Consider the following 17,784-nt stretch of genomic DNA (forward strand, 5'->3'; position numbering starts at 1 on the left):
GTCGTGCGCGGCCTGCTGTTCGACCCGCTGTCCGACCGGGACGTGCGCACGCTGGGCGACATCATGAGCCGCACCCGCGACCACATGCGGGCCCGGCCGCCCCGCTCCGCCGCGCCGCGGAAGCGCCAGCCGTCGGGCGCGGAGGTCTAACGCGACGCGCGGTTGACCGCGGACACGACCGCCCGCAACGACGCGGTGGTGATCGACGGCGCGATGCCGACGCCCCACACCGTCTTGCCGTCGACGGAGGCCTCGACGTAAGCCGCCGCCTGCGCGTCGTCGCCGGCGCTCATCGCGTGCTCGGAGTAGTCCAGGACCGCGACGTCGAACCCCACGTCACCCAGCGCGTGGACGAACGCCGCCAGCGGGCCGTTGCCGGTGCCGCTGATCTCGGACTCGACCCCGTTGACCTTCACCGTCGCCACGATCGTGGTGCTGCCGCTGTCCTCTTCCGACGCCTCGACCCGCTGTTTCATCCGCTCCAGCGGCCACACCGGGGCCAGGTACTCCTCGTAGAACGCGTCCCACATCTCCTTGGGCGACACCTCGCCGCCCTCGCCCTCGGTGATCTTCTGGACCACCTGGGAGAACTCGATCTGCAGCCGCCGCGGCAGGGCCAGGCCGTGGTCGGACTTCATGATGTAGGCCACCCCGCCCTTGCCGGACTGCGAATTGACCCGGATCACGGCCTCGTAGGTGCGCCCGACGTCCTTGGGGTCGATCGGCAGATACGGGACCTGCCAGAGCATGTCCTCGACGTCGGAGTCCGCGGCGTCCGCGTCGATCTTCATCTGATCCAGGCCCTTGTTGATGGCGTCCTGGTGGCTGCCGGAGAACGCGGTGTAGACCAGGTCCCCGCCGTAGGGGTGACGCTCGTGCACCGGCAGCTGGTTGCAGTACTCCACGGTGCGGCGGATCTCGTCGATGTTGGAGAAGTCGATCTGCGGGTCCACGCCGCGGGAGAACAGGTTGAGCCCCAGCGTCACCAGGCACACGTTGCCGGTGCGCTCGCCGTTGCCGAACAGGCAACCCTCGATGCGATCGGCGCCGGCGGCGTAGCCCAATTCGGCTGCGGCGACGGCCGTTCCGCGGTCGTTGTGCGGATGCAGGCTCAGGATGACCGATTCCCGGTTGGCCAGGTTGCGGCTCATCCACTCGATCGAGTCGGCGTAGACGTTGGGGGTGGCCATCTCCACCGTGGCGGGCAGGTTGAAGATGATCGGGTTGTCCGGGGTCGGCGCGATGATCTCGCCGACGGCGTCACACACCTGCCTGGCGTATTCCAGCTCGGTTCCGGTGTAGGACTCCGGCGAATATTCGAAACGCCATTGTGTGCCAGGGTATTTGGCGGCTTCCTCGACGCACTTGCGCGCGCCCTCGGTGGCGATCGCCTGCACCGCGGCCCGGTCCGCGCGAAACACCACGCGGCGCTGCAGGATTGACGTCGAATTGTAGAAGTGCACGATCGCCCGCGGCGCGCCCTCGCACGCGGCGAAGGTGCGCTCGATGAGTTCGGGGCGGCACTGCGTCAGCACCTGGATGGTGACGTCGTCGGGGATGGCGCCGTCGGTGATGATCTCGCGGACGAAATCGAAGTCGGTCTGGCTGGCCGACGGGAAGCCGACCTCGATCTCCTTGTAGCCCATCCGCACCAGCAGGTCGAACATGCGCCGCTTGCGGGTCGGGCTCATCGGGTCGATCAGCGCCTGGTTGCCGTCGCGCAGGTCCACCGCGCACCACAGCGGCGCGCGGTCGATGACGCGGTCGGGCCAGGTGCGGTCGGGCAGCCGGATGGGTTCGACCTCTTCGGCGAAGGACCGGTACCGGTTGACCGGCATCGCCGAGCCCCGCTGGGGATTCCAGGCGGGCTGGCCCGGCCGGGGCGGTCCCGCGGGTTGGGTGATGGTTCGCGCCGAGGTGTAGGCGTCGGGGTTGGAAGTCACGGTAGTTGCTCCGGGGGTGTCAGAAGGAACCTCAGACCGGCGCATCGCGAACACCCGCGACGGGAAGCCGGTCTGGATCAGACCCCGTCGCGGCGTCCGAGGAGGAGCACCCGCTGCACGCCGAAAACTCTACCGCGCTCGGCACCCCGAGCGAAAATTGCGCGACAACTCGGCGAAAACCGCAGGTCGGGGCGGCCGGTATCGCGGCGTAAACCGCTATGTGCAGCCACGTATTCTGTTCTGGACCCAGAACGTGCCCAAGGGCGGGAAGAATGCGGGAACAATAACGTGGCGCTCGTCGTGCAAAAGTACGGCGGATCCTCGGTGGCCGACGCCGACCGGATCCGCCGCGTCGCCGAGCGCATCGTCGCGACCAAGAAGCAGGGCAACGACGTCGTCGTGGTGGTCTCCGCGATGGGCGACACCACCGACGACCTGATGGACCTCGCCCAGCAGGTGTGCCCGGCCCCGCCGCCGCGGGAACTCGACATGCTGCTGACCGCCGGGGAGCGCATCTCCAACGCGTTGGTGGCCATGGCGATCGAATCGCTGGGCGCGCAGGCGCGGTCGTTCACCGGTTCACAGGCCGGCGTCATCACCACCGGCACCCACGGCAACGCCAAGATCATCGAGGTCACGCCGGGCCGGTTGCAGGAGGCGCTCGACGAGGGGCGCATCGTGCTGGTCGCCGGATTCCAGGGCGTCAGCCAGGACACCCGCGACGTCACCACGCTGGGCCGCGGCGGCTCGGACACCACCGCCGTGGCCCTGGCCGCCGCGCTGCACGCCGACGTCTGCGAGATCTACACCGACGTGGACGGCATCTTCACCGCGGACCCGCGGATCGTGCACAACGCGCGCCGGCTGGACAGGGTGACCTTCGAGGAAATGCTCGAAATGGCGGCGTGCGGCGCCAAGGTGCTGATGCTGCGCTGCGTGGAATACGCCCGCCGCTACAACATCCCGGTGCACGTCCGCTCGTCGTACTCGGACAAGCCGGGCACCGTCGTCGTCGGATCGATCAAGGACATAGCCATGGAAGACCCCATCCTGACCGGAGTCGCGCACGACCGCAGCGAGGCGAAGGTGACCGTCGTCGGCATCCCCGACATCCCCGGCTACGCGGCCCGGGTGTTCAGGGCCGTCGCGGACGCCGACGTGAACATCGACATGGTGCTGCAGAACGTCTCCAAGGTCGAGGACGGCAAGACCGACATCACCTTCACCTGCTCGCGGGACAGCGGACCCACCGCGGTGGCCAAGCTGGACGCGCTCAAGGACGAGATCGGCTTCACCCAGCTGCTCTACGACGACCACATCGGCAAGGTGTCGCTGATCGGCGCGGGGATGCGCAGCCACCCGGGCGTCACCGCGACGTTCTGTGAGGCCCTGGCCGCCGTAGGCGTGAACATCGAACTGATCTCCACCTCCGAGATCCGCATCTCGGTGCTGTGCCGCGACACCGAACTAGACAAGGCCGTCGTGGCGTTGCATGAGGCGTTCGGGCTCGGCGGGGACGAGAAGGCGACGGTGTATGCGGGGACCGGTAGGTAGATATGGGCGCTAATCGGGTGTCAATAGGCGTTGTAGGCGCCACCGGCCAGGTGGGCCAGGTGATGCGCAAATTGCTCGACGAGCGGGACTTCCCCGCCACGTCCGTGCGGTTCTTCGCGTCCGCGCGCTCGCAGGGGCGCAAGCTGGAGTTCCGCGGTCAGGAGATCGAGGTCGAGGACGCGGCGACGGCGGACCCGACCGGGCTGGACATCGCGTTGTTCTCCGCGGGCAAGACGATGTCGCTGGTGCAGGCGCCGCGGTTCGCCGCGGCCGGGGTGACGGTGATCGACAATTCGTCGGCCTGGCGCAAGGACCCGGACGTGCCGCTGGTGGTGTCCGAGGTCAATTTCGAGCGGGACGCGCATCGCAGGCCCAAGGGCATCATCGCGAACCCCAACTGCACCACGATGGCCGCCATGCCGGTGCTCAAGGTGCTGCACGACGAGGCCGGGCTGGTGCGCCTGGTGGTGTCGAGCTATCAGGCGGTGTCGGGCAGCGGCCTGGCCGGGGTCGCGGAGCTGGCGACGCAGGCGCGCGCGGTCATCGACGACGCCGAGCGGTTGGTGCACGACGGCTCCGCGGTCGAGTTCCCCACTCCCACAACGTATGTCGCGCCGATCGCGTTCAACGTGGTGCCGCTGGCCGGCTCGCTGGTGGACGACGGATCCGGCGAGACCGACGAGGACCAGAAGCTGCGGCACGAGAGCCGCAAGATCCTCGGCATCCCCGAGCTGGCGGTCAGCGGGACCTGCGTGCGGGTGCCGGTGTTCACCGGCCACTCGCTGTCGATCAACGCCGAATTCGCCCGGCCGCTGTCGCCCGAGCGCGCGCGGGAACTGCTCGACGGCGCGCCCGGCGTGAAGGTGGTCGACGTGCCGACCCCGCTGGCGGCCGCCGGCGTCGACGAGTCGCTGGTCGGCCGCATCCGGCACGACCCGGGCGTGCCCGACGGGCGCGGCCTGGCCCTGTTCGTGTCGGGGGACAATCTGCGCAAGGGGGCGGCGCTGAACACCATCCAGATCGCCGAGTTGCTGGCCGCCCAGCTGTGATCCGCGGGTGAGGACCGCGCATACCCGGCTGGTCGCGCGGTGCTCGCTTGCACTGACTCTGTTTGCGCCGCAATGGTTTTCGGTTGCCCGCGCCGACCCGCCGGCACCGGCCCCGGAGCCCATCGTGGGTCCGCTGGCACCCGGTCAGGTGTTGCGGATCGGCCCCACGGCGGGTACCGGCACGCCCACCGGCGACTACGGCATCGGGGCGACCGACCTCTGTGAGTTCGTCGAGTTCCCCACCGAACTGTTGCAGGTCTGCGGCGACAGTTTCGCCGGCCAGGGCGTCGGGTTCGGCGGCTGGTACGCGCCGGTGGCGCTGCACGTGGACACCGCGTCCGTCGACGACCCGGCCGGTGTGCGCTACACCGGCGTCACCGGGATCGGCAATCCGCTGCTCGCCGATCCCACCCCGCCGGGCGCCTCGCAGCTGCCCGCCGGGGTGGTCCAGATCAACCGGCGCAACTACGTCATGGTGACGACGACGAAAAACCTTGAGCCGCAAAGCTCACGGCTGGTGACGGCCGAGCCCGCGCGGGCGGGGTGGCAGACCATCGCCGGATCGCGACGGGCCGCCTCGTATCAGGGCGGCTCGCAGACGCAGATCAGCGGCTACTACGACCCGATCCCGACCCCGGACTCGCCCACCGGGTGGGTGTACGTCGTCGCGGACAGCTTCACCCGCAGGGACCCCGTCGTGCTGTACCGGGCCACCCCGCAGACGTTCACCGACCGGTCCCGCTGGCAGGGCTGGGCGGCCGGCCCGCACGGTGGCTGGGGCAAGCCGCCCACCCCGCTGTGGCCGGACGCCGTCGGCGAGCTGTGCATCCGGCAGATCGACGGCAAGGCCGTGCTGTCGTACTTCAACGCCGTCACCGGCAACATGGAGGTCCGCGTCGCCGACGACCCGACCGGGCTCGGCGACGCGCCGGTGACCACGGTGGTGCAGCACGACGAGTGGCCGGATCCCGCGGAGAGCCTGCCGCCGCCCTACGACAACCGGCTCGCGCAACCGTACGGCGGGTACATCTCGCCCGGCTCGACCCTCGACGAATTGCGAATCTTCGTGAGCCAGTGGGACACTCGGGCCCGGGTCGCGGCGCCGTACCGGGTGATCCAGTTCGCGGTGAACCCGTTCAAACCGTGATCACGGGCCAGAGACGCCGGGCGGCGCGGGCTGGTTAGAGCACCACTCCTGAAGGCGTCGACCCCGATTGGCCGCCGGCAGGCGGTGACCCGGTGGGGGCGCTTCCCGACGCCTGATCGCCCGCGGCCGCGCCGTCGACGAGTGTCGCCGGGTCCTGCGTCTCCTCGTCGTCCTTCTTGTCGTCGTCCTTCTTTTCCTCGTCCACTTGCGGGTCGATCGCGGTGGTGTCCGAGGCGAGTGAAGCCGGCATCGAGCCGCCGCCCTGCGCGAAGCCCTGGACGCCCTGCATCATGCCCTGCACCCCCTGCATCCCTTGTGACAGACCCTGCACACCGTCCGACAGGTTTCCCGCGAGCTGACCGATCTGCGCCGGGGTCGGGATGGGCGCCGGCGTCGTCCCGCCCGGTGTGGGCGTCGGCTCCGGCTTGGGACTCGCGTCGGGGCCGTCCGGGTTGGGATTTTCCGCGTTGGGATCGTCCGGGTTGGGCTTCGGCGTTTTGTCGGGCGGTTTGATGACCGTCGCCTTGGGGGGCGTATCCGGGGTGAGCGCTTTCAGCGGTAAGTTCGCATACTGGATGTAATACTTCAACGCTGATTCCGAAGTTGCCTGCAGCTTTTCATACCATTGAATGGCTACAGACACATAGTACTGGTTGTTCGATTCCACATAACGCCGGTACCAATAATCGCATTGCGATACTTCATATGAAGTGGGATGCGCGCCATCCAGGGCGTGCTGGTTGTTGTACCCGGTGGTCGCGGTGGCTTTCTTGTGCACGTCGACAACCCTGTTGGCCTGCTGCGCCAGGTCACCGCACAATTTCGCCATCGAATAGATCCACTCTTTTTGCCGCTGGAAATTCTGTTCGACCTGCGCAGTCGCTTCGCCCTCCCAGGTGTTGAAGAGCCGGAACCGATTGGTTTCCTCCCGAAACGCCCGTTGAAACGTTTCCCATTCCTGTGCGAACGCCCTGAACGAGGTTCCCTGATCACCGGCCTCGATGTCGGCCGCCGCCTGCCTGACTTCGTAATAGGGGTACTCGAATGGCGCCGCCGCTGCCGCTGGCCCCGGCGGCGTCCAGGGCTCCTCCTCCGCGGCCAGATTCGCCGGCGCAATGCCCGCGGCGGGAGCGCCGTCGGTCAGGATCTTGTTGATGTCCTCCGCGGCCGCGGTGTCGACCTCCTCATACGCCTTTGCCGCGTTCCTCAGCGATTTCGCCAAAGCCTTCCATTCCCGTTCGCACCCTTTGAGGTACGTCCGAAAGGTGTCCGCGGTGAGTGCGAGTCGTGCAGCAGTATCGTGGATGAACGAAAGGTTGCACGGCCCTGAAGGGTTGGTGGACGGGACGGTCGGCAGCGGTTGCTCGAGTTCGTCAGCGCGCGCGATGAGTTCCTGATATTCGACGTTCAGCGTCTGCGTCATATCGGCTCAATCTCCTTGTGCTGAAGCGACTCTCGCGGGTTGCGTCATGTCCAGGGGGGCGACTGTTCGTGGGCATTTCCGCGGCTGGTGGAAGCGGCACAGCAATCCGGCGGGTCGGCAACCGGTGACGCCGCGAAGTATCGATGCTCGCGGGTGGACACGACCCTCCGGCAACCAGCGGCCAAACACGGTGCAGCCACTGACCATCCCTCTCGTCGTGCCGGTCATGCGGGCGGTGCAGTGGCGCGCCGGCCGCTACCAAGTGCCATCCTAAGTCACCGACCGGGGGGTGCTGCGCGCCAATTTCAACATGCTGCCGGAGCCGCCGGCGGCGCTGCGCCCGCGCGTCTCAGTGCCACGAAGTGCTACCCGTTCAACGCGGGTTCGCGGTCAACCCGTTCCAGCCGTGATCAGTGGCCCGAGTTCTGGGCCAGGTCGATGGCGTACTGACTGACGAAGGTGCCCGCCGGCGGGTCACCGTTGTCGCATGTTCCGTCGGATTCACCGGGACGCTTGATCCACAGGTAGGCGTCGGCGTGCGCGCCCGCGGTCGCCGTGGTGGGCGGGGTGCCCAGTGCTCGGCCGCTGGGGTTGCACCAGTTGAGCCTGGAGTCGGGCGCCGGTCCGGCGCCGTTGCGCGACGTGTCGATCACGTAGTGCGAACCGTTCGTCAGCCCGGAAATCGCTTCGCCGTAACCGATTTCATCCGCAGTGGTGTAGAAGTTCGCGGTGTTGACGCTGAAACCCCGCGCGTGGCCGACGTCGACCTGGTTGAGCCTGGCCGCCATGTCTTCGGGGCTGTGCCAGCGCAGGTGGCCGGCGTCGACGTAGACGGCCGTGGCCGGGTTGCGCGTCAGGGTGTCGACGGCGTAGCGGATCAGGTCGTAGCGTTCCTGGCGCTGGTCGGCGGACAGGCAGTCGGCCATGGCGAGCGCGTCGGGTTCCAGGATGATCGCCGTTCGGGTACCGCCGACGTCGTTGGCGATGCCGCTGATCCACCCGCGGTAGTCGTCGGCGGTCGCGAGCCCACCCGCGGCGAAGCTGCCGCAGTCGCGGTGCGGGATCCCGTAGATCGCCAGCACCGGGATCGCGCCGGCGGCCTGCGCGTCGCCGGTGTACTTCGCGATCGTGGCCGCGGAGGAGCCGGGGACGATCCAGTACGCCTGCGGCGTGTTGGCGATCGCGGTCAACTCCGGGCTCGGCGGGTCGGTGTGCTGCGCGGCGCGCATCGCCGCCGAGTTGGGGGTGACGTAGAACGGCATGCCGGCCAACGGGTTCGCATCGTCGGCCAGGCGCACCGCCGGCGCGGGGCCGGCGTGCGGCGGGCCGGCGAGAAGGCCGATGGCGGCAACCGTGAGCAGGGGGCCGATCCAGCGCGCGACCGCGCCGGCAGCTGAGAACATCACGTCAGGGAAATTAGTGGGTCCGCGGCGCGGAACGCCAATCGTGGGGTCACACTGCTGCCATGGAATTCGTCAGCGCCGACCCGGTCCTGGCCGTGCACGACCTCGAGCAGGCCGCCCGGTGGTTCCGCAAGGTGCTCGGGTGCACGATCACCGAGCCGGACCCCGGCAATTGGATCTTCTGCACCGCGGGACCCGTGACCTTCCGGCTCGGCCGATGCCCAGACGCCCTACCCGCATCCGAGCTCGGCGACCACAGTTACCTGGCGTACCTGACCGTCGTCGGTGTGGACGACTACCACCGGCGCGCCCTGGCGGAGCGCGCCGAGGTCATCAAACCCCCGCGGACCGAGCCGTGGGGCAGGCGGGAGATGGCGCTGAGGTCCCCCGAAGGGCACCGCTTCATGTTGTCCGAGCCGGCCCGGGCCGGCTCGGGCGGCTGACGCGCATCCGGGTGTGAGATCGGCGCGTTTGACCAGCTGAAGACCGGGTTTGACCTCACAGCTGCTACATAAGGAGCGCATAGCCGCAACTAGTGTTAACGGCTTCATCATTTGTCTCATGAGTGAAACACCTGAAACCCCCACTGTGCGGTCCGCCACCGCAACTGCACCGGTCGCCGCGGAAGCCGCGGCGGCATACCGCGCCCCGCGGGTCTTCCAGTTCGCCGCATGGGTCGCCATCGTCGCCGGGATCGTGTTCATCGTCGCGGTCGTCTTTTTCACCGGCTTCATCCTCGGCCACCGCGGCGGCCACCACGGTCACCACCACCACAAGCACCACGCGGCGTTCATGCACCCGCACCGCATGGGCGGTCCGGGCGGCCCGGGCGCCGGCGGACCGGCCGGCGTCCAGCAGGGCGGACCCGCGTCGGCGACCCCCGGCGCCCCCGGCCCCAGCCAGATCCCGTCGTCGGTCGCCCCGGCCAGGTAGTCCAATCCGTTCACCGAACCACCAGCAGCCCGGTGCTCAGCAGAGCACCGGGCTGCCCTTCGTCGGGTCGGCGCCGGGGATTCACAGCAAGTTTGTGGTGCCGAACCTGTTATGCCCGCCGCGCCCCTGGGCATCATTCAAGGCATGAGCGAGACACCCGAACCTCAGCCGACCCCGCCGCCCGCACCAGTGCCTACCTGGCCGCGGCGTGGGTGGTCATCGTCGCCGGGGTCGTCTTCATCATCTCCACCGTGTTCTTCGCCGGCGCCTTCGTCGTCGGGTATTACCACCACTGCCACCACCACGGCCAGATGTTCGGACCCGGGGGTGGCCCAGGCGGCCCCGGACCGGGCAACGGGCCGTGGGGACCGGGATACGGCCCCGGGCCGTGGGGGTCCGGCGGGCCCGGCCCTGGCGGCCCCTGGAATTCCGGCGGGCCCGGTCTGATCGTGCCCATGCCCCCCGGCGGCCCGGGCGGACCCGGCGGTCCGGCGGGCGGCCCCGGCCTGAGCGGTCCCGGTGGGCCGCCGGCCAGCCCGACGCCGATCGCACCCGCGCCCCGTCCGTAACGGGTGCGCGCGCACAGTTATTGGCGCGCGGGAATTTTCGTCGTCAAAGCCGAGCCCAGCAAATGAGGAGAGAGCGACATGACGGAGCGTTTCACCACCACTGACGCCGGGATCGCTGCGCCCAGCGACGACCAGTCGTTGACCGTCGGCCCGGACGGGCCGATCCTGCTGCAGGACCACTACCTGATCGAGCAGATGGCCCAATTCAACCGGGAGCGCATCCCCGAGCGTCAGCCGCACGCCAAGGGCGGCGGCGCCTTCGGCACCTTCGAGGTCACCAACGACGTCAGCAAGTACACCAGGGCCGCGGTCTTCCAGCCCGGCACCAAGACGGACATGCTCGCCCGGTTCTCCACCGTCGCCGGCGAGCGCGGCAGCCCGGACACCTGGCGTGACCCGCGCGGCTTCGCGCTGAAGTTCTACACCAGCGAGGGCAACTTCGACCTGGTCGGCAACAACACGCCCGTCTTCTTCATGCGCGACCCGTTGAAGTTCCAGCACTTCATCCGGTCGCAAAAACGCATGCAGGCAACGAATTTGCGCGACCACAACATGCAGTGGGACTTCTGGACGCTCTCACCGGAGTCGGCGCACCAGGTGACCTGGCTGATGGGTGACCGCGGAATCCCCAAGACATGGCGGCACATGAACGGCTACAGCAGCCACACCTACAGCTGGATCAACGCCGCGGGCGAGATCTTCTGGGTGAAGTACCACTTCATCACCGACCAGGGCATCGACTTCCTGCCCCAGGAGGACGCCGACCGGCTGGCCGGCGAGGACGGCGACTACCACCAGCGCGACCTCTACGAGGCGATCGAGGGCGGCAACCACCCCAGCTGGACGCTGAAGATGCAGATCATGCCGTACGAGGAGGCCCGCAACTACCGGTTCAACCCGTTCGACCTGACCAAGGTGTGGCCGCACGGCGACTATCCGTTGATCGACGTCGGCAAGATGACGCTGAACCGCAACGTCACCGACTATCACACCGAGATCGAGCAGGCCGCCTTCGAGCCGAACAACACCGTGCCCGGCACCGGGCTGAGCCCCGACAAGATGCTGCAGGCCCGCGGGTTCTCCTACTCCGACGCGCATCGCGCCCGGCTGGGGACCAACTACCGGCAGATCCCGGTCAACGAACCGAAGGTCGAGGTGAACAGCTACTCCAAGGACGGGGCGATGCGGATGAAGAACGTCTCCGACCCCGTTTATGCGCCCAACTCCTACGGCGGCCCGCACGCCGACCCGGCGCGCGCCGCCGAGGTGCGCTGGCACGCTGACGGCGACATGGTCCGCGCCGCGTACACGCTGCACCCCGAGGACGACGACTGGGGCCAGGCCGGCACCATGGTCCGCGAAGTCCTCGACGATGCGGCCCGGGACCGATTGGCGCACAACATCATTGGGCACGTCTCGAAGGGCGTCAAGGAGCCGGTGCTGTCGCGGGTGTTCGAGTACTGGCGCAACGTCGACCCCGACCTCGGCAAGTTGGTCGAGGAGGGCGTCCGGGCAAACGGGGGCTGACCGCAGGACACGTGCCTGGCATGATCGCTTGAATGACCATGCTGGTTCGCGCGGTGGCGCTCGCCATCGGCCTGGCCATCGAGGGCGCGGTCGCACTTCCGGTTGCCGCCGCGCACCCGTCGGACCCCGGGGTGGTGAACTACGCGGTCCTGGGCAAGGGATCGGTCGGCAACATCGTCGGCGGCCCCATGGGGTGGGAGTCGGTGTTCACCCAACCGGTGCAGGGCGACTGGGTGGACGTCCCGGTGTGCAACAACTGGGCCGACATCGGGTTGCCCGAGGTGTACAACGACCCCGACCTGGCGTCGTTCAACGGCGCCGTCACCCAGACGTCGGCCAGCGACCAGACCCACTTCGTCAAGCAGGCCGTCGGGGTGTTTGCCACCAACGACGCTGCCGATCGTGCCTTCCACCGCGTGGTGGATCGCACGGTGGGCTGCTCGGGCCAGACCACCGCGATGCACCTGGACAACGGCATCACGCAGGTATGGTCGTTCGACGGCGGGCCGCCGGGCCCTGCCGACGCGAACTGGACCAAGCAGGAGGCCGGCACCGATCGGCGGTGTTTCAATCAAACCAGGCTGCGCGAAAATGTGTTGCTGCAGGCCAAGGTCTGCCAGTCTGGCAACGCCGGGCCTGCGGTCAACGTGCTGGCAGGCGCGATGCAGAACGCGCTGGGCCAGTGAGCCGGGTCGTCGGGCCGGGTCGGGCATGCTTGAGATTGGGCGCGAGCGGGAATATGTCGGAGCCATCTGTTAGATGAAGTAGTGGCGGTTACCGTTGCCTCAGCTATGCAGGGAAGTGGACCGCTGGCGCGTGCTCAGGCTGGTCCAGGCCCGAAGGGATAGTGATATGACGTCTGCCGCTATCACTACCGCAGGCTCGGAGATGGCCGATTCCAAAGCCGCCGCGCACTACATCGCCGACGGCTGCCTGGCGGACGGCCCGCTGGGCCGCGTGGGGCTGGAGGTGGAGGCCCACTGCCACGACCCGTCCGATCCGCACCGCAGGCCCGCCTGGAACGAGATCGCCGAAGTGCTGGCGTCGCTGCCGGCGTTACCCGGTGGCAGCCGGGTCACGGTGGAACCCGGCGGTGCGGTGGAGTTGTCCGGTCCGCCCGCCGACGGCGTGGTGGCCGCCATCGACGCGATGCGCCGCGACCAGGCCGTGCTGCGGTCGGCGTTCGCCGACGCCGGGCTCGGGCTGGTGTTCCTCGGGGCGGACCCGCTGCGGCCGCCCAAGCGCATCAATCCCGGCGGGCGCTACCGCGCCATGGAGCAGTTCTTCGCGTCCAGCCGCTCGGGTGAGGCGGGTGCGGCGATGATGACGTCCACCGCCTCCATTCAGGTCAACCTGGACGCCGGGCCGCGGGCCGGCTGGGCGGACCGGGTGCGGTTGGCGCACGCGCTGGGGCCCACCATGATCGCGATGGCCGCGAACTCCCCGATGCTGCGCGGCGAGTTCACCGGCTGGGCCTCCACCCGGCAGTGGGTGTGGGGCCAGATGGACTCGGCGCGGTGCGGTCCCATCCTGGGCGTCAGCGGTGACGACCCGGGCACCGACTGGGCGCGCTATGCGCTCAAGGCCCCGGTGATGCTGGTCAACTCGCCGGACGCCGCGGCGGTCACCCACTGGGTGCCGTTTGCCGACTGGGTGGACGGCCGGGTGCTGCTCGGCGATCGCCGCCCCACCATCGCCGACCTGGAATACCACCTGACCACCCTGTTTCCGCCGGTGCGGCCCAGGCAGTGGCTGGAAATCCGCTATCTCGACAGCGCGCCGGACGTCTTCTGGCCGGCCCTGGTGTTCACCCTGGTGGCGCTCCTCGACGACCCGGTGGCGGCGGGTGTCGCGGCCGAGGCGGTCGAGCCGGTGGCCACCGCCTGGGACACCGCGGCCCAGGCTGGTCTGCGTGACCGGCGGCTGTACGCCGCGGCCAACAAGTGCGTGGCCATCGCCGCCGAGCTGGCACCGCCCGAACTCGCCGATTCGATGCAGCGGCTGGTCGACACCGTGCAGCGGGGCCGGTGTCCCGGCGACGACTTCGCCGACCAGGTGATCCGGCACGGCATCGCGGCCACGGTCTCCAGGGCGGCGCGACCCGCACGAGGGGGGCTGTGACTTTCCGCGGAAGTCTTGCCGACGATCTGGCGCGGGCGCGGGCGCGCACGCTGCGGCTGGTCGAGTTCGACGACGCCGAACTGTACCGGCAATACGACCCGCTGATGAGCCCGCTGGTGTGGGACCTGGCGCACATCGGCCAGCAAGAGGAGTTCTGGCTGCTGCGCGGCGGTGACCCCGGCCGGCCCGGCATGCTCCCGCCGGCGGTCGAGGGCCTCTACGACGCCTTCGTGCACTCCCGCGCCAGCCGGGTCGATCTGCCGCTGCTGTCCCCGGACCGCGCGCGGTCGTACTGCGCGACCGTGCGTGCCGCCGCGCTGGACGCCCTCGACGCCCTGCCCGACGACGCCGACAGCTTCGTGTACGCGATGGTGATCAGCCACGAGAACCAGCACGACGAGACGATGTTGCAGGCGTTGAACCTGCGGAGCGGCGCGCCGCTGCTGCGCGACACCGCGGCGTTGCCGACCGGGCGGCCCGGCCTGGCCGGCACCTCTGTGCTGGTGCCCGCCGGCCCGTTCGTGCTCGGCGTGGACGCCGTAAGCGAGCCGTACTCGTTGGACAACGAGCGCCCCGCCCACGTCGTCGACCTGCCCGCATTCCGTATCGGCCGGGTACCGGTCACCAACGGCGAATGGCGGCACTTCATGGCGGACGGCGGGTACTCCGACCCGCGCTGGTGGTCCGAGCGCGGTTGGGAGCATCGCCGGCAGGCGGGCCTGACCGCGCCGCAATTCTGGAGTTCCGACCGGCAGACGCGCACCCGGTTCGGCCACGTCGAGGACATTCCCGCCGACGAACCCGTGCAGCATGTCAGCTACTTCGAGGCACAGGCCTACGCCGCCTGGGCCGGCGCGCGGCTGCCCACCGAGGCGGAATGGGAGAAGGCCTGCGCATGGGATCCGGCCACCGACAGTCGGCGCCGCTACCCGTGGGGGGCGCAGGCGCCGACCGACGCCTTCGCCAACCTGGGTGGCGCCGCGCTGCGCCCGGCGCCCGTCGGCGCCTATCCCGCCGGCGCCTCGGCGTACGGGGCGGAGCAGATGCTCGGCGACGTGTGGGAGTGGACCTCCTCGCCGCTGCGGCCGTGGCCGGGTTTCGTCCCGATGATCTACGAGCGCTACTCGCAACCGTTCTTCGACGGCGACTACCGGGTGCTGCGCGGCGGCTCGTGGGCCGTGGAGCCCGCCATCGTGCGGCCGAGCTTCCGCAACTGGGATCATCCGATCCGGCGCCAGATCTTTTCCGGTGTCCGGTTGGCTTGGGACGTCGAGGATTTCGCCTGATGTGCCGTCACCTCGGCTGGCTCGGCGCCGGCGTCACCGTTTCGTCGCTGGTGCTGGATCCGCCGTGCGGGCTACGGGTGCAGTCGTATGCCCCGCGCCGGCAAAAACACGGCCTGCTCAACGCCGACGGTTGGGGCGTCGGGTTTTTCGACGTCTCTTCGGCGGGCACGGTGCCCCGGCGCTGGCGCAGCCGGGCCCCGCTGTGGGGTGACGTGTCGTTCGACTCCGTCGCCCCGGCGCTGCGCAGCCACTGCGTGGTGGCCGCGGTGCGCTCGGCGACGGTCGGGATGCCGATCGACGTCAGCGCGACGGCGCCGTTCACCGACGGCCGGTGGTTGTTGTCGCACAACGGGGTGGTCGACAGGGCGGTGCTGCCCGTGACAGCCCAGGCCGAATCGGTCTGTGACAGCGCGTTATTGGCGGCCGCCATCTTCGACCGCGGCCTCGACGCGCTCGGCGACACCATCACCGGGATAGCGGCGGCCGACCCTGACGCCAGGCTGAACATCCTGGCCGCCGACGGCGCTCGCCTGCTGGCGACCACCTGGGGAGACACCCTGTCGATCCTGCGCCGCCCGGACGGCGTCGTCCTGGCCAGCGAGCCCTACGACAACGACTCCGGTTGGGAGGACGTGCCGGACCGCCACCTCGTCGAGGTCACCGCGACGGGTGTCGCGCTGACCCCGCTGGATCAATCGGAAGGTTATCGATGACGCTGACCCTGTCCAACCACCTGGCCGCCGACTCCGCCGACCGCGCGTTGCGCCGCGACGTGCTCGACGGCCTGCGGCGGACGCCGAAGTCGTTGCCCCCCAAGTGGTTCTACGATTCGCTGGGCAGCCACCTGTTCAACCAGATCACCCGGCTGCCCGAATACTATCCGACCCGCGCCGAGGCCGAGATCCTGCGCGCGCGGTCGGCTGAGATCGCGGGGGCCAGCGCGGCCGACACCCTGGTTGAGCTGGGCAGCGGAACGTCCGAGAAGACCCGGCTGCTGCTCGACGCGCTGCGTGAACGCGGATCGCTGCGCAGGTTCGTTCCCTTCGACGTCGACGCCGGCATCCTGTCGACGGCCGCCGCGGCCATCCAGCAGGAATACGCCGGCGTCGAAATCCACGCGGTCTGCGGCGATTTCGAGGAGCACCTGACCGAGATCCCCACCGGCGGGCGGCGCCTGTTCGCCTTCCTGGGGGCGACGATCGGCAACCTCACTGCCGGCCCGCGCGCGGAGTTCCTGTCGAGCCTGTCCGCCCAGATGCGACCGGGGGACAGCCTGCTGCTGGGCACGGACCTGATCAAGGACACCGGCCGGCTGGTGCGCGCCTACGACGACCCGACCGGGGTGACGGCGGCGTTCAACCGCAACGTGCTGGCGGTGATCAACCGGCAACTCGACGCCGACTTCGACGTCGAGGCCTATCAGCACGTCGCGCGCTGGAACGCCGGGGAGGAGCGCATCGAGATGTGGTTGCGGTCCGGCCGGCCCCAACGGGTCCGCGTCGATGCGCTCGACCTGACCGTCGATTTCGCGGCGGGCGAGGAGATGCTCACCGAGGTGTCGTGCAAGTTCCACCCGGACGGGGTGAGCGCCGAGCTGGCCGCAGCGGGACTGCGCCGCACCCGGTGGTGGACGGACGCCGCGGGCGACTTCGGGCTGTCGCTGGCCGTGAAGTGACGGTCGGGGACTCGCTGGCCGCACGTTGGCGGGCGGTGCGCCCGCCGGTGGCCGGGCTGCACCTGGACAGCGCCGCCTGCTCGCGGCAGAGCCTCGCGGTGATCGAGGCCGCCGCCCTGCACGCCCGCAACGAAGCCGAGGTCGGCGGCTACGTCGCGGCGGAGGCGGCCGCGCCCGCGCTGGACGCCGGGCGGGTGGCGTTCGCCGCGCTGGCCGGCATGCCCGACGCCGAGGTGGTGTTCACCACCGGCTCGCTGAACGCACTGGATCTGCTGCTGGGCGCGTGGCCGGCAGACCGGCGCACGGTGGCGTGTCTACCCGGCGAATACGGCCCCAACCTGGCGCTGCTGAACGCCCACGGATTCGACCGCCGGCTGCTGCCGACGCTCGAGGACGGCCGGGTCGCGCTCGACGACGCCGCGCTGGAGCTGGAGGCCGATCCGCCCGGCCTGGTCCACCTGACCGCGGTCGGCAGTCACAGCGGGGTGGTGCAACCGTTGGCGATGATCGCGCAGCTGTGCCGCGAGCTGGGGCTGCCGCTGGTCGTCGACGCCGCCCAGGCGCTGGGCCAGGTGGATTGCGCGGTCGGCGCCGACGTGACCTACGCGTCGTCGCGCAAGTGGATCGCCGGGCCGCGCGGTGTCGGGGCGCTGGCCGCCGGCCGCGAGCTGCTGGAGGGGTTGCGCCCGAGGCTGGCCGCCCCCGACTGGCTCGCCGGCTCGTTCACGGTCGCCCAGCAGCTGGAGTTCGGCGAGGCCAATATTGCTGCGCGCGTGGGTTTTTCGCTGGCGTTGGGCGAGTATCTGGCGTATGGGCCGCAGGCCGTGCGGGCGCGGCTGGCCGAGCTGGGCGCCACCAGCCGGCGGCTGTTGGCCGATGTGGCCGGCTGGGCTGTGGTCGAAGAGGTCGACGAGCCCAGCGCCATCACCACGCTGGCCCCGGTCGACGGCGCCGATCCGCAAGCGGTGCGGTCCTGGCTGCTCGCCGAGCGGCGGATCCTGACCACCTTCGTCGGCGTGCAGCGGGCACCCCTGGAGCTGGCCGGGCCACGCCTGCGGATCTCGCCGCACGTCGACACCACGGCCGACGATCTGGAGACCTTCGCCGAGGCGCTGATCGCCGCGACCGCGGCGACGTCTGTTTAGCGCGCTGCC

General features: G+C 69.7%; 16 protein-coding genes and 1 pseudogene. 14 read left to right on the forward strand and 3 right to left on the reverse strand.

Going from position 1 to position 17,784, the window contains the following annotated elements:
* The first annotated feature begins 3 nt into the window (after positions 1 to 3).
* On the forward strand, positions 4 to 150 hold the full coding sequence (locus C1737_RS26780) for a hypothetical protein (RefSeq protein WP_158243989.1): 147 nt from the start codon (positions 4 to 6) through the stop codon (positions 148 to 150).
* Here the strand turns inward: C1737_RS26780 and leuA are convergent.
* Positions 147 to 1,988, reverse strand: a complete 1,842-nt coding sequence (leuA, locus tag C1737_RS21135; RefSeq protein WP_197516356.1) for a 2-isopropylmalate synthase — start codon at positions 1,986 to 1,988, stop codon at positions 147 to 149. The genes C1737_RS26780 and leuA overlap by 4 nt on opposite strands.
* Positions 1,989 to 2,231: 243 nt before the next feature.
* Between leuA and C1737_RS21140 the strand changes: the two genes are divergently transcribed.
* The 3 genes from C1737_RS21140 to C1737_RS21150 are packed head-to-tail and all read left to right on the forward strand — an operon-like array spanning position 2,232 to position 5,693.
* The gene (locus C1737_RS21140; protein WP_067922291.1) at positions 2,232 to 3,497 is read left to right on the forward strand and encodes an aspartate kinase; all 1,266 of its coding nucleotides are present in this window, start codon (positions 2,232 to 2,234) and stop codon (positions 3,495 to 3,497) included.
* A gap of 2 nt (positions 3,498 to 3,499) precedes the next feature.
* Positions 3,500 to 4,546: an aspartate-semialdehyde dehydrogenase gene (locus tag C1737_RS21145; RefSeq protein ID WP_102419387.1), complete on the forward strand. Its 1,047-nt coding sequence runs from the start codon at positions 3,500 to 3,502 to the stop codon at positions 4,544 to 4,546.
* Positions 4,547 to 4,553: 7 nt separating this feature from the next.
* Positions 4,554 to 5,693, forward strand: coding sequence for a DUF4185 domain-containing protein (locus tag C1737_RS21150; protein ID WP_067922296.1), 1,140 nt, complete (start codon positions 4,554 to 4,556; stop codon positions 5,691 to 5,693).
* 34 nt (positions 5,694 to 5,727) lie between these two features.
* Here the strand turns inward: C1737_RS21150 and C1737_RS21155 are convergent, their stop codons facing one another.
* Both C1737_RS21155 and C1737_RS21160 read right to left on the reverse strand, forming a co-directional pair.
* Positions 5,728 to 7,116 (reverse strand): hypothetical protein, encoded by a 1,389-nt coding sequence (locus C1737_RS21155; RefSeq protein WP_102419388.1) that lies wholly within the window; start codon positions 7,114 to 7,116, stop codon positions 5,728 to 5,730.
* Positions 7,117 to 7,526: 410 nt separating this feature from the next.
* Entirely contained in the window at positions 7,527 to 8,522 is a 996-nt protein-coding gene (locus C1737_RS21160) for a glycoside hydrolase family 6 protein (RefSeq protein WP_102419389.1), read from the reverse strand.
* Between the two features lie 59 nt (positions 8,523 to 8,581).
* Here C1737_RS21160 and C1737_RS21165 point away from each other — a divergent pair, with 59 nt between their 5' ends.
* From C1737_RS21165 to egtE, 10 genes and pseudogenes are all read left to right on the forward strand, one after another.
* Complete coding sequence (locus C1737_RS21165) at positions 8,582 to 8,962, forward strand: VOC family protein (protein ID WP_102419390.1); 381 nt, start codon at positions 8,582 to 8,584, stop codon at positions 8,960 to 8,962.
* Positions 8,963 to 9,080: 118 nt separating this feature from the next.
* Positions 9,081 to 9,452, forward strand: coding sequence for a hypothetical protein (locus C1737_RS21170; RefSeq protein WP_231980368.1), 372 nt, complete (start codon positions 9,081 to 9,083; stop codon positions 9,450 to 9,452).
* Positions 9,453 to 9,596: 144 nt separating this feature from the next.
* A pseudogene (locus C1737_RS21175) lies at positions 9,597 to 10,021 on the forward strand (hypothetical protein).
* Between the two features lie 78 nt (positions 10,022 to 10,099).
* Positions 10,100 to 11,548 carry a catalase gene (locus tag C1737_RS21180; protein ID WP_067922312.1) on the forward strand — a complete coding sequence of 483 codons (1,449 nt, stop codon included), beginning with the start codon at positions 10,100 to 10,102 and terminating at the stop codon, positions 11,546 to 11,548.
* A 38-nt stretch (positions 11,549 to 11,586) separates the two neighbouring features.
* Positions 11,587 to 12,234 carry a sensor domain-containing protein gene (locus tag C1737_RS21185; protein WP_102420056.1) on the forward strand — a complete coding sequence of 216 codons (648 nt, stop codon included), beginning with the start codon at positions 11,587 to 11,589 and terminating at the stop codon, positions 12,232 to 12,234.
* A gap of 166 nt (positions 12,235 to 12,400) precedes the next feature.
* Entirely contained in the window at positions 12,401 to 13,669 is a 1,269-nt protein-coding gene (egtA, locus tag C1737_RS21190) for an ergothioneine biosynthesis glutamate--cysteine ligase EgtA (protein WP_102419391.1), read from the forward strand.
* A complete protein-coding gene (gene egtB / locus C1737_RS21195) occupies positions 13,666 to 14,955 on the forward strand; it encodes an ergothioneine biosynthesis protein EgtB (protein ID WP_102419392.1) in 1,290 nt (429 codons plus the stop codon). Before egtA ends, egtB begins: the two co-directional genes overlap by 4 nt.
* Positions 14,955 to 15,668, forward strand: coding sequence for an ergothioneine biosynthesis protein EgtC (gene egtC / locus C1737_RS21200; protein WP_067922323.1), 714 nt, complete (start codon positions 14,955 to 14,957; stop codon positions 15,666 to 15,668). The genes egtB and egtC overlap by 1 nt, the downstream gene beginning before the upstream one ends.
* Entirely contained in the window at positions 15,665 to 16,630 is a 966-nt protein-coding gene (gene egtD / locus C1737_RS21205) for an L-histidine N(alpha)-methyltransferase (protein WP_102419393.1), read from the forward strand. The genes egtC and egtD overlap by 4 nt, the downstream gene beginning before the upstream one ends.
* Positions 16,627 to 17,775: an ergothioneine biosynthesis PLP-dependent enzyme EgtE gene (egtE, locus tag C1737_RS21210; RefSeq protein ID WP_102419394.1), complete on the forward strand. Its 1,149-nt coding sequence runs from the start codon at positions 16,627 to 16,629 to the stop codon at positions 17,773 to 17,775. The genes egtD and egtE overlap by 4 nt, the downstream gene beginning before the upstream one ends.
* Positions 17,776 to 17,784 lie beyond the last annotated feature (9 nt).

Source organism: Mycobacterium sp. 4858 (assembly GCF_900240975.1).
GTDB lineage: Bacteria > Actinomycetota > Actinomycetes > Mycobacteriales > Mycobacteriaceae > Mycobacterium.

Excerpts from the sequence above, each read along its gene's own strand:
- C1737_RS21145 (WP_102419387.1), top strand. The coding sequence starts at position 3,500 with ATGGGCGCTAATCGGGTGTCAATAGGCGTTGTAGGCGCCACCGGCCAG.
- C1737_RS21180 (WP_067922312.1), top strand. The coding sequence starts at position 10,100 with ATGACGGAGCGTTTCACCACCACTGACGCCGGGATCGCTGCGCCCAGC.
- egtD (WP_102419393.1), top strand. The coding sequence starts at position 15,665 with ATGACGCTGACCCTGTCCAACCACCTGGCCGCCGACTCCGCCGACCGC.
- leuA (WP_197516356.1), bottom strand. The coding sequence starts at position 1,988 with ATGCGCCGGTCTGAGGTTCCTTCTGACACCCCCGGAGCAACTACCGTG.
- C1737_RS21185 (WP_102420056.1), top strand. The coding sequence starts at position 11,587 with ATGCTGGTTCGCGCGGTGGCGCTCGCCATCGGCCTGGCCATCGAGGGC.
- C1737_RS21170 (WP_231980368.1), top strand. The coding sequence starts at position 9,081 with ATGAGTGAAACACCTGAAACCCCCACTGTGCGGTCCGCCACCGCAACT.
- C1737_RS21165 (WP_102419390.1), top strand. The coding sequence starts at position 8,582 with ATGGAATTCGTCAGCGCCGACCCGGTCCTGGCCGTGCACGACCTCGAG.
- C1737_RS21155 (WP_102419388.1), bottom strand. The coding sequence starts at position 7,116 with ATGACGCAGACGCTGAACGTCGAATATCAGGAACTCATCGCGCGCGCT.
- egtC (WP_067922323.1), top strand. The coding sequence starts at position 14,955 with ATGTGCCGTCACCTCGGCTGGCTCGGCGCCGGCGTCACCGTTTCGTCG.
- egtA (WP_102419391.1), top strand. The coding sequence starts at position 12,401 with ATGACGTCTGCCGCTATCACTACCGCAGGCTCGGAGATGGCCGATTCC.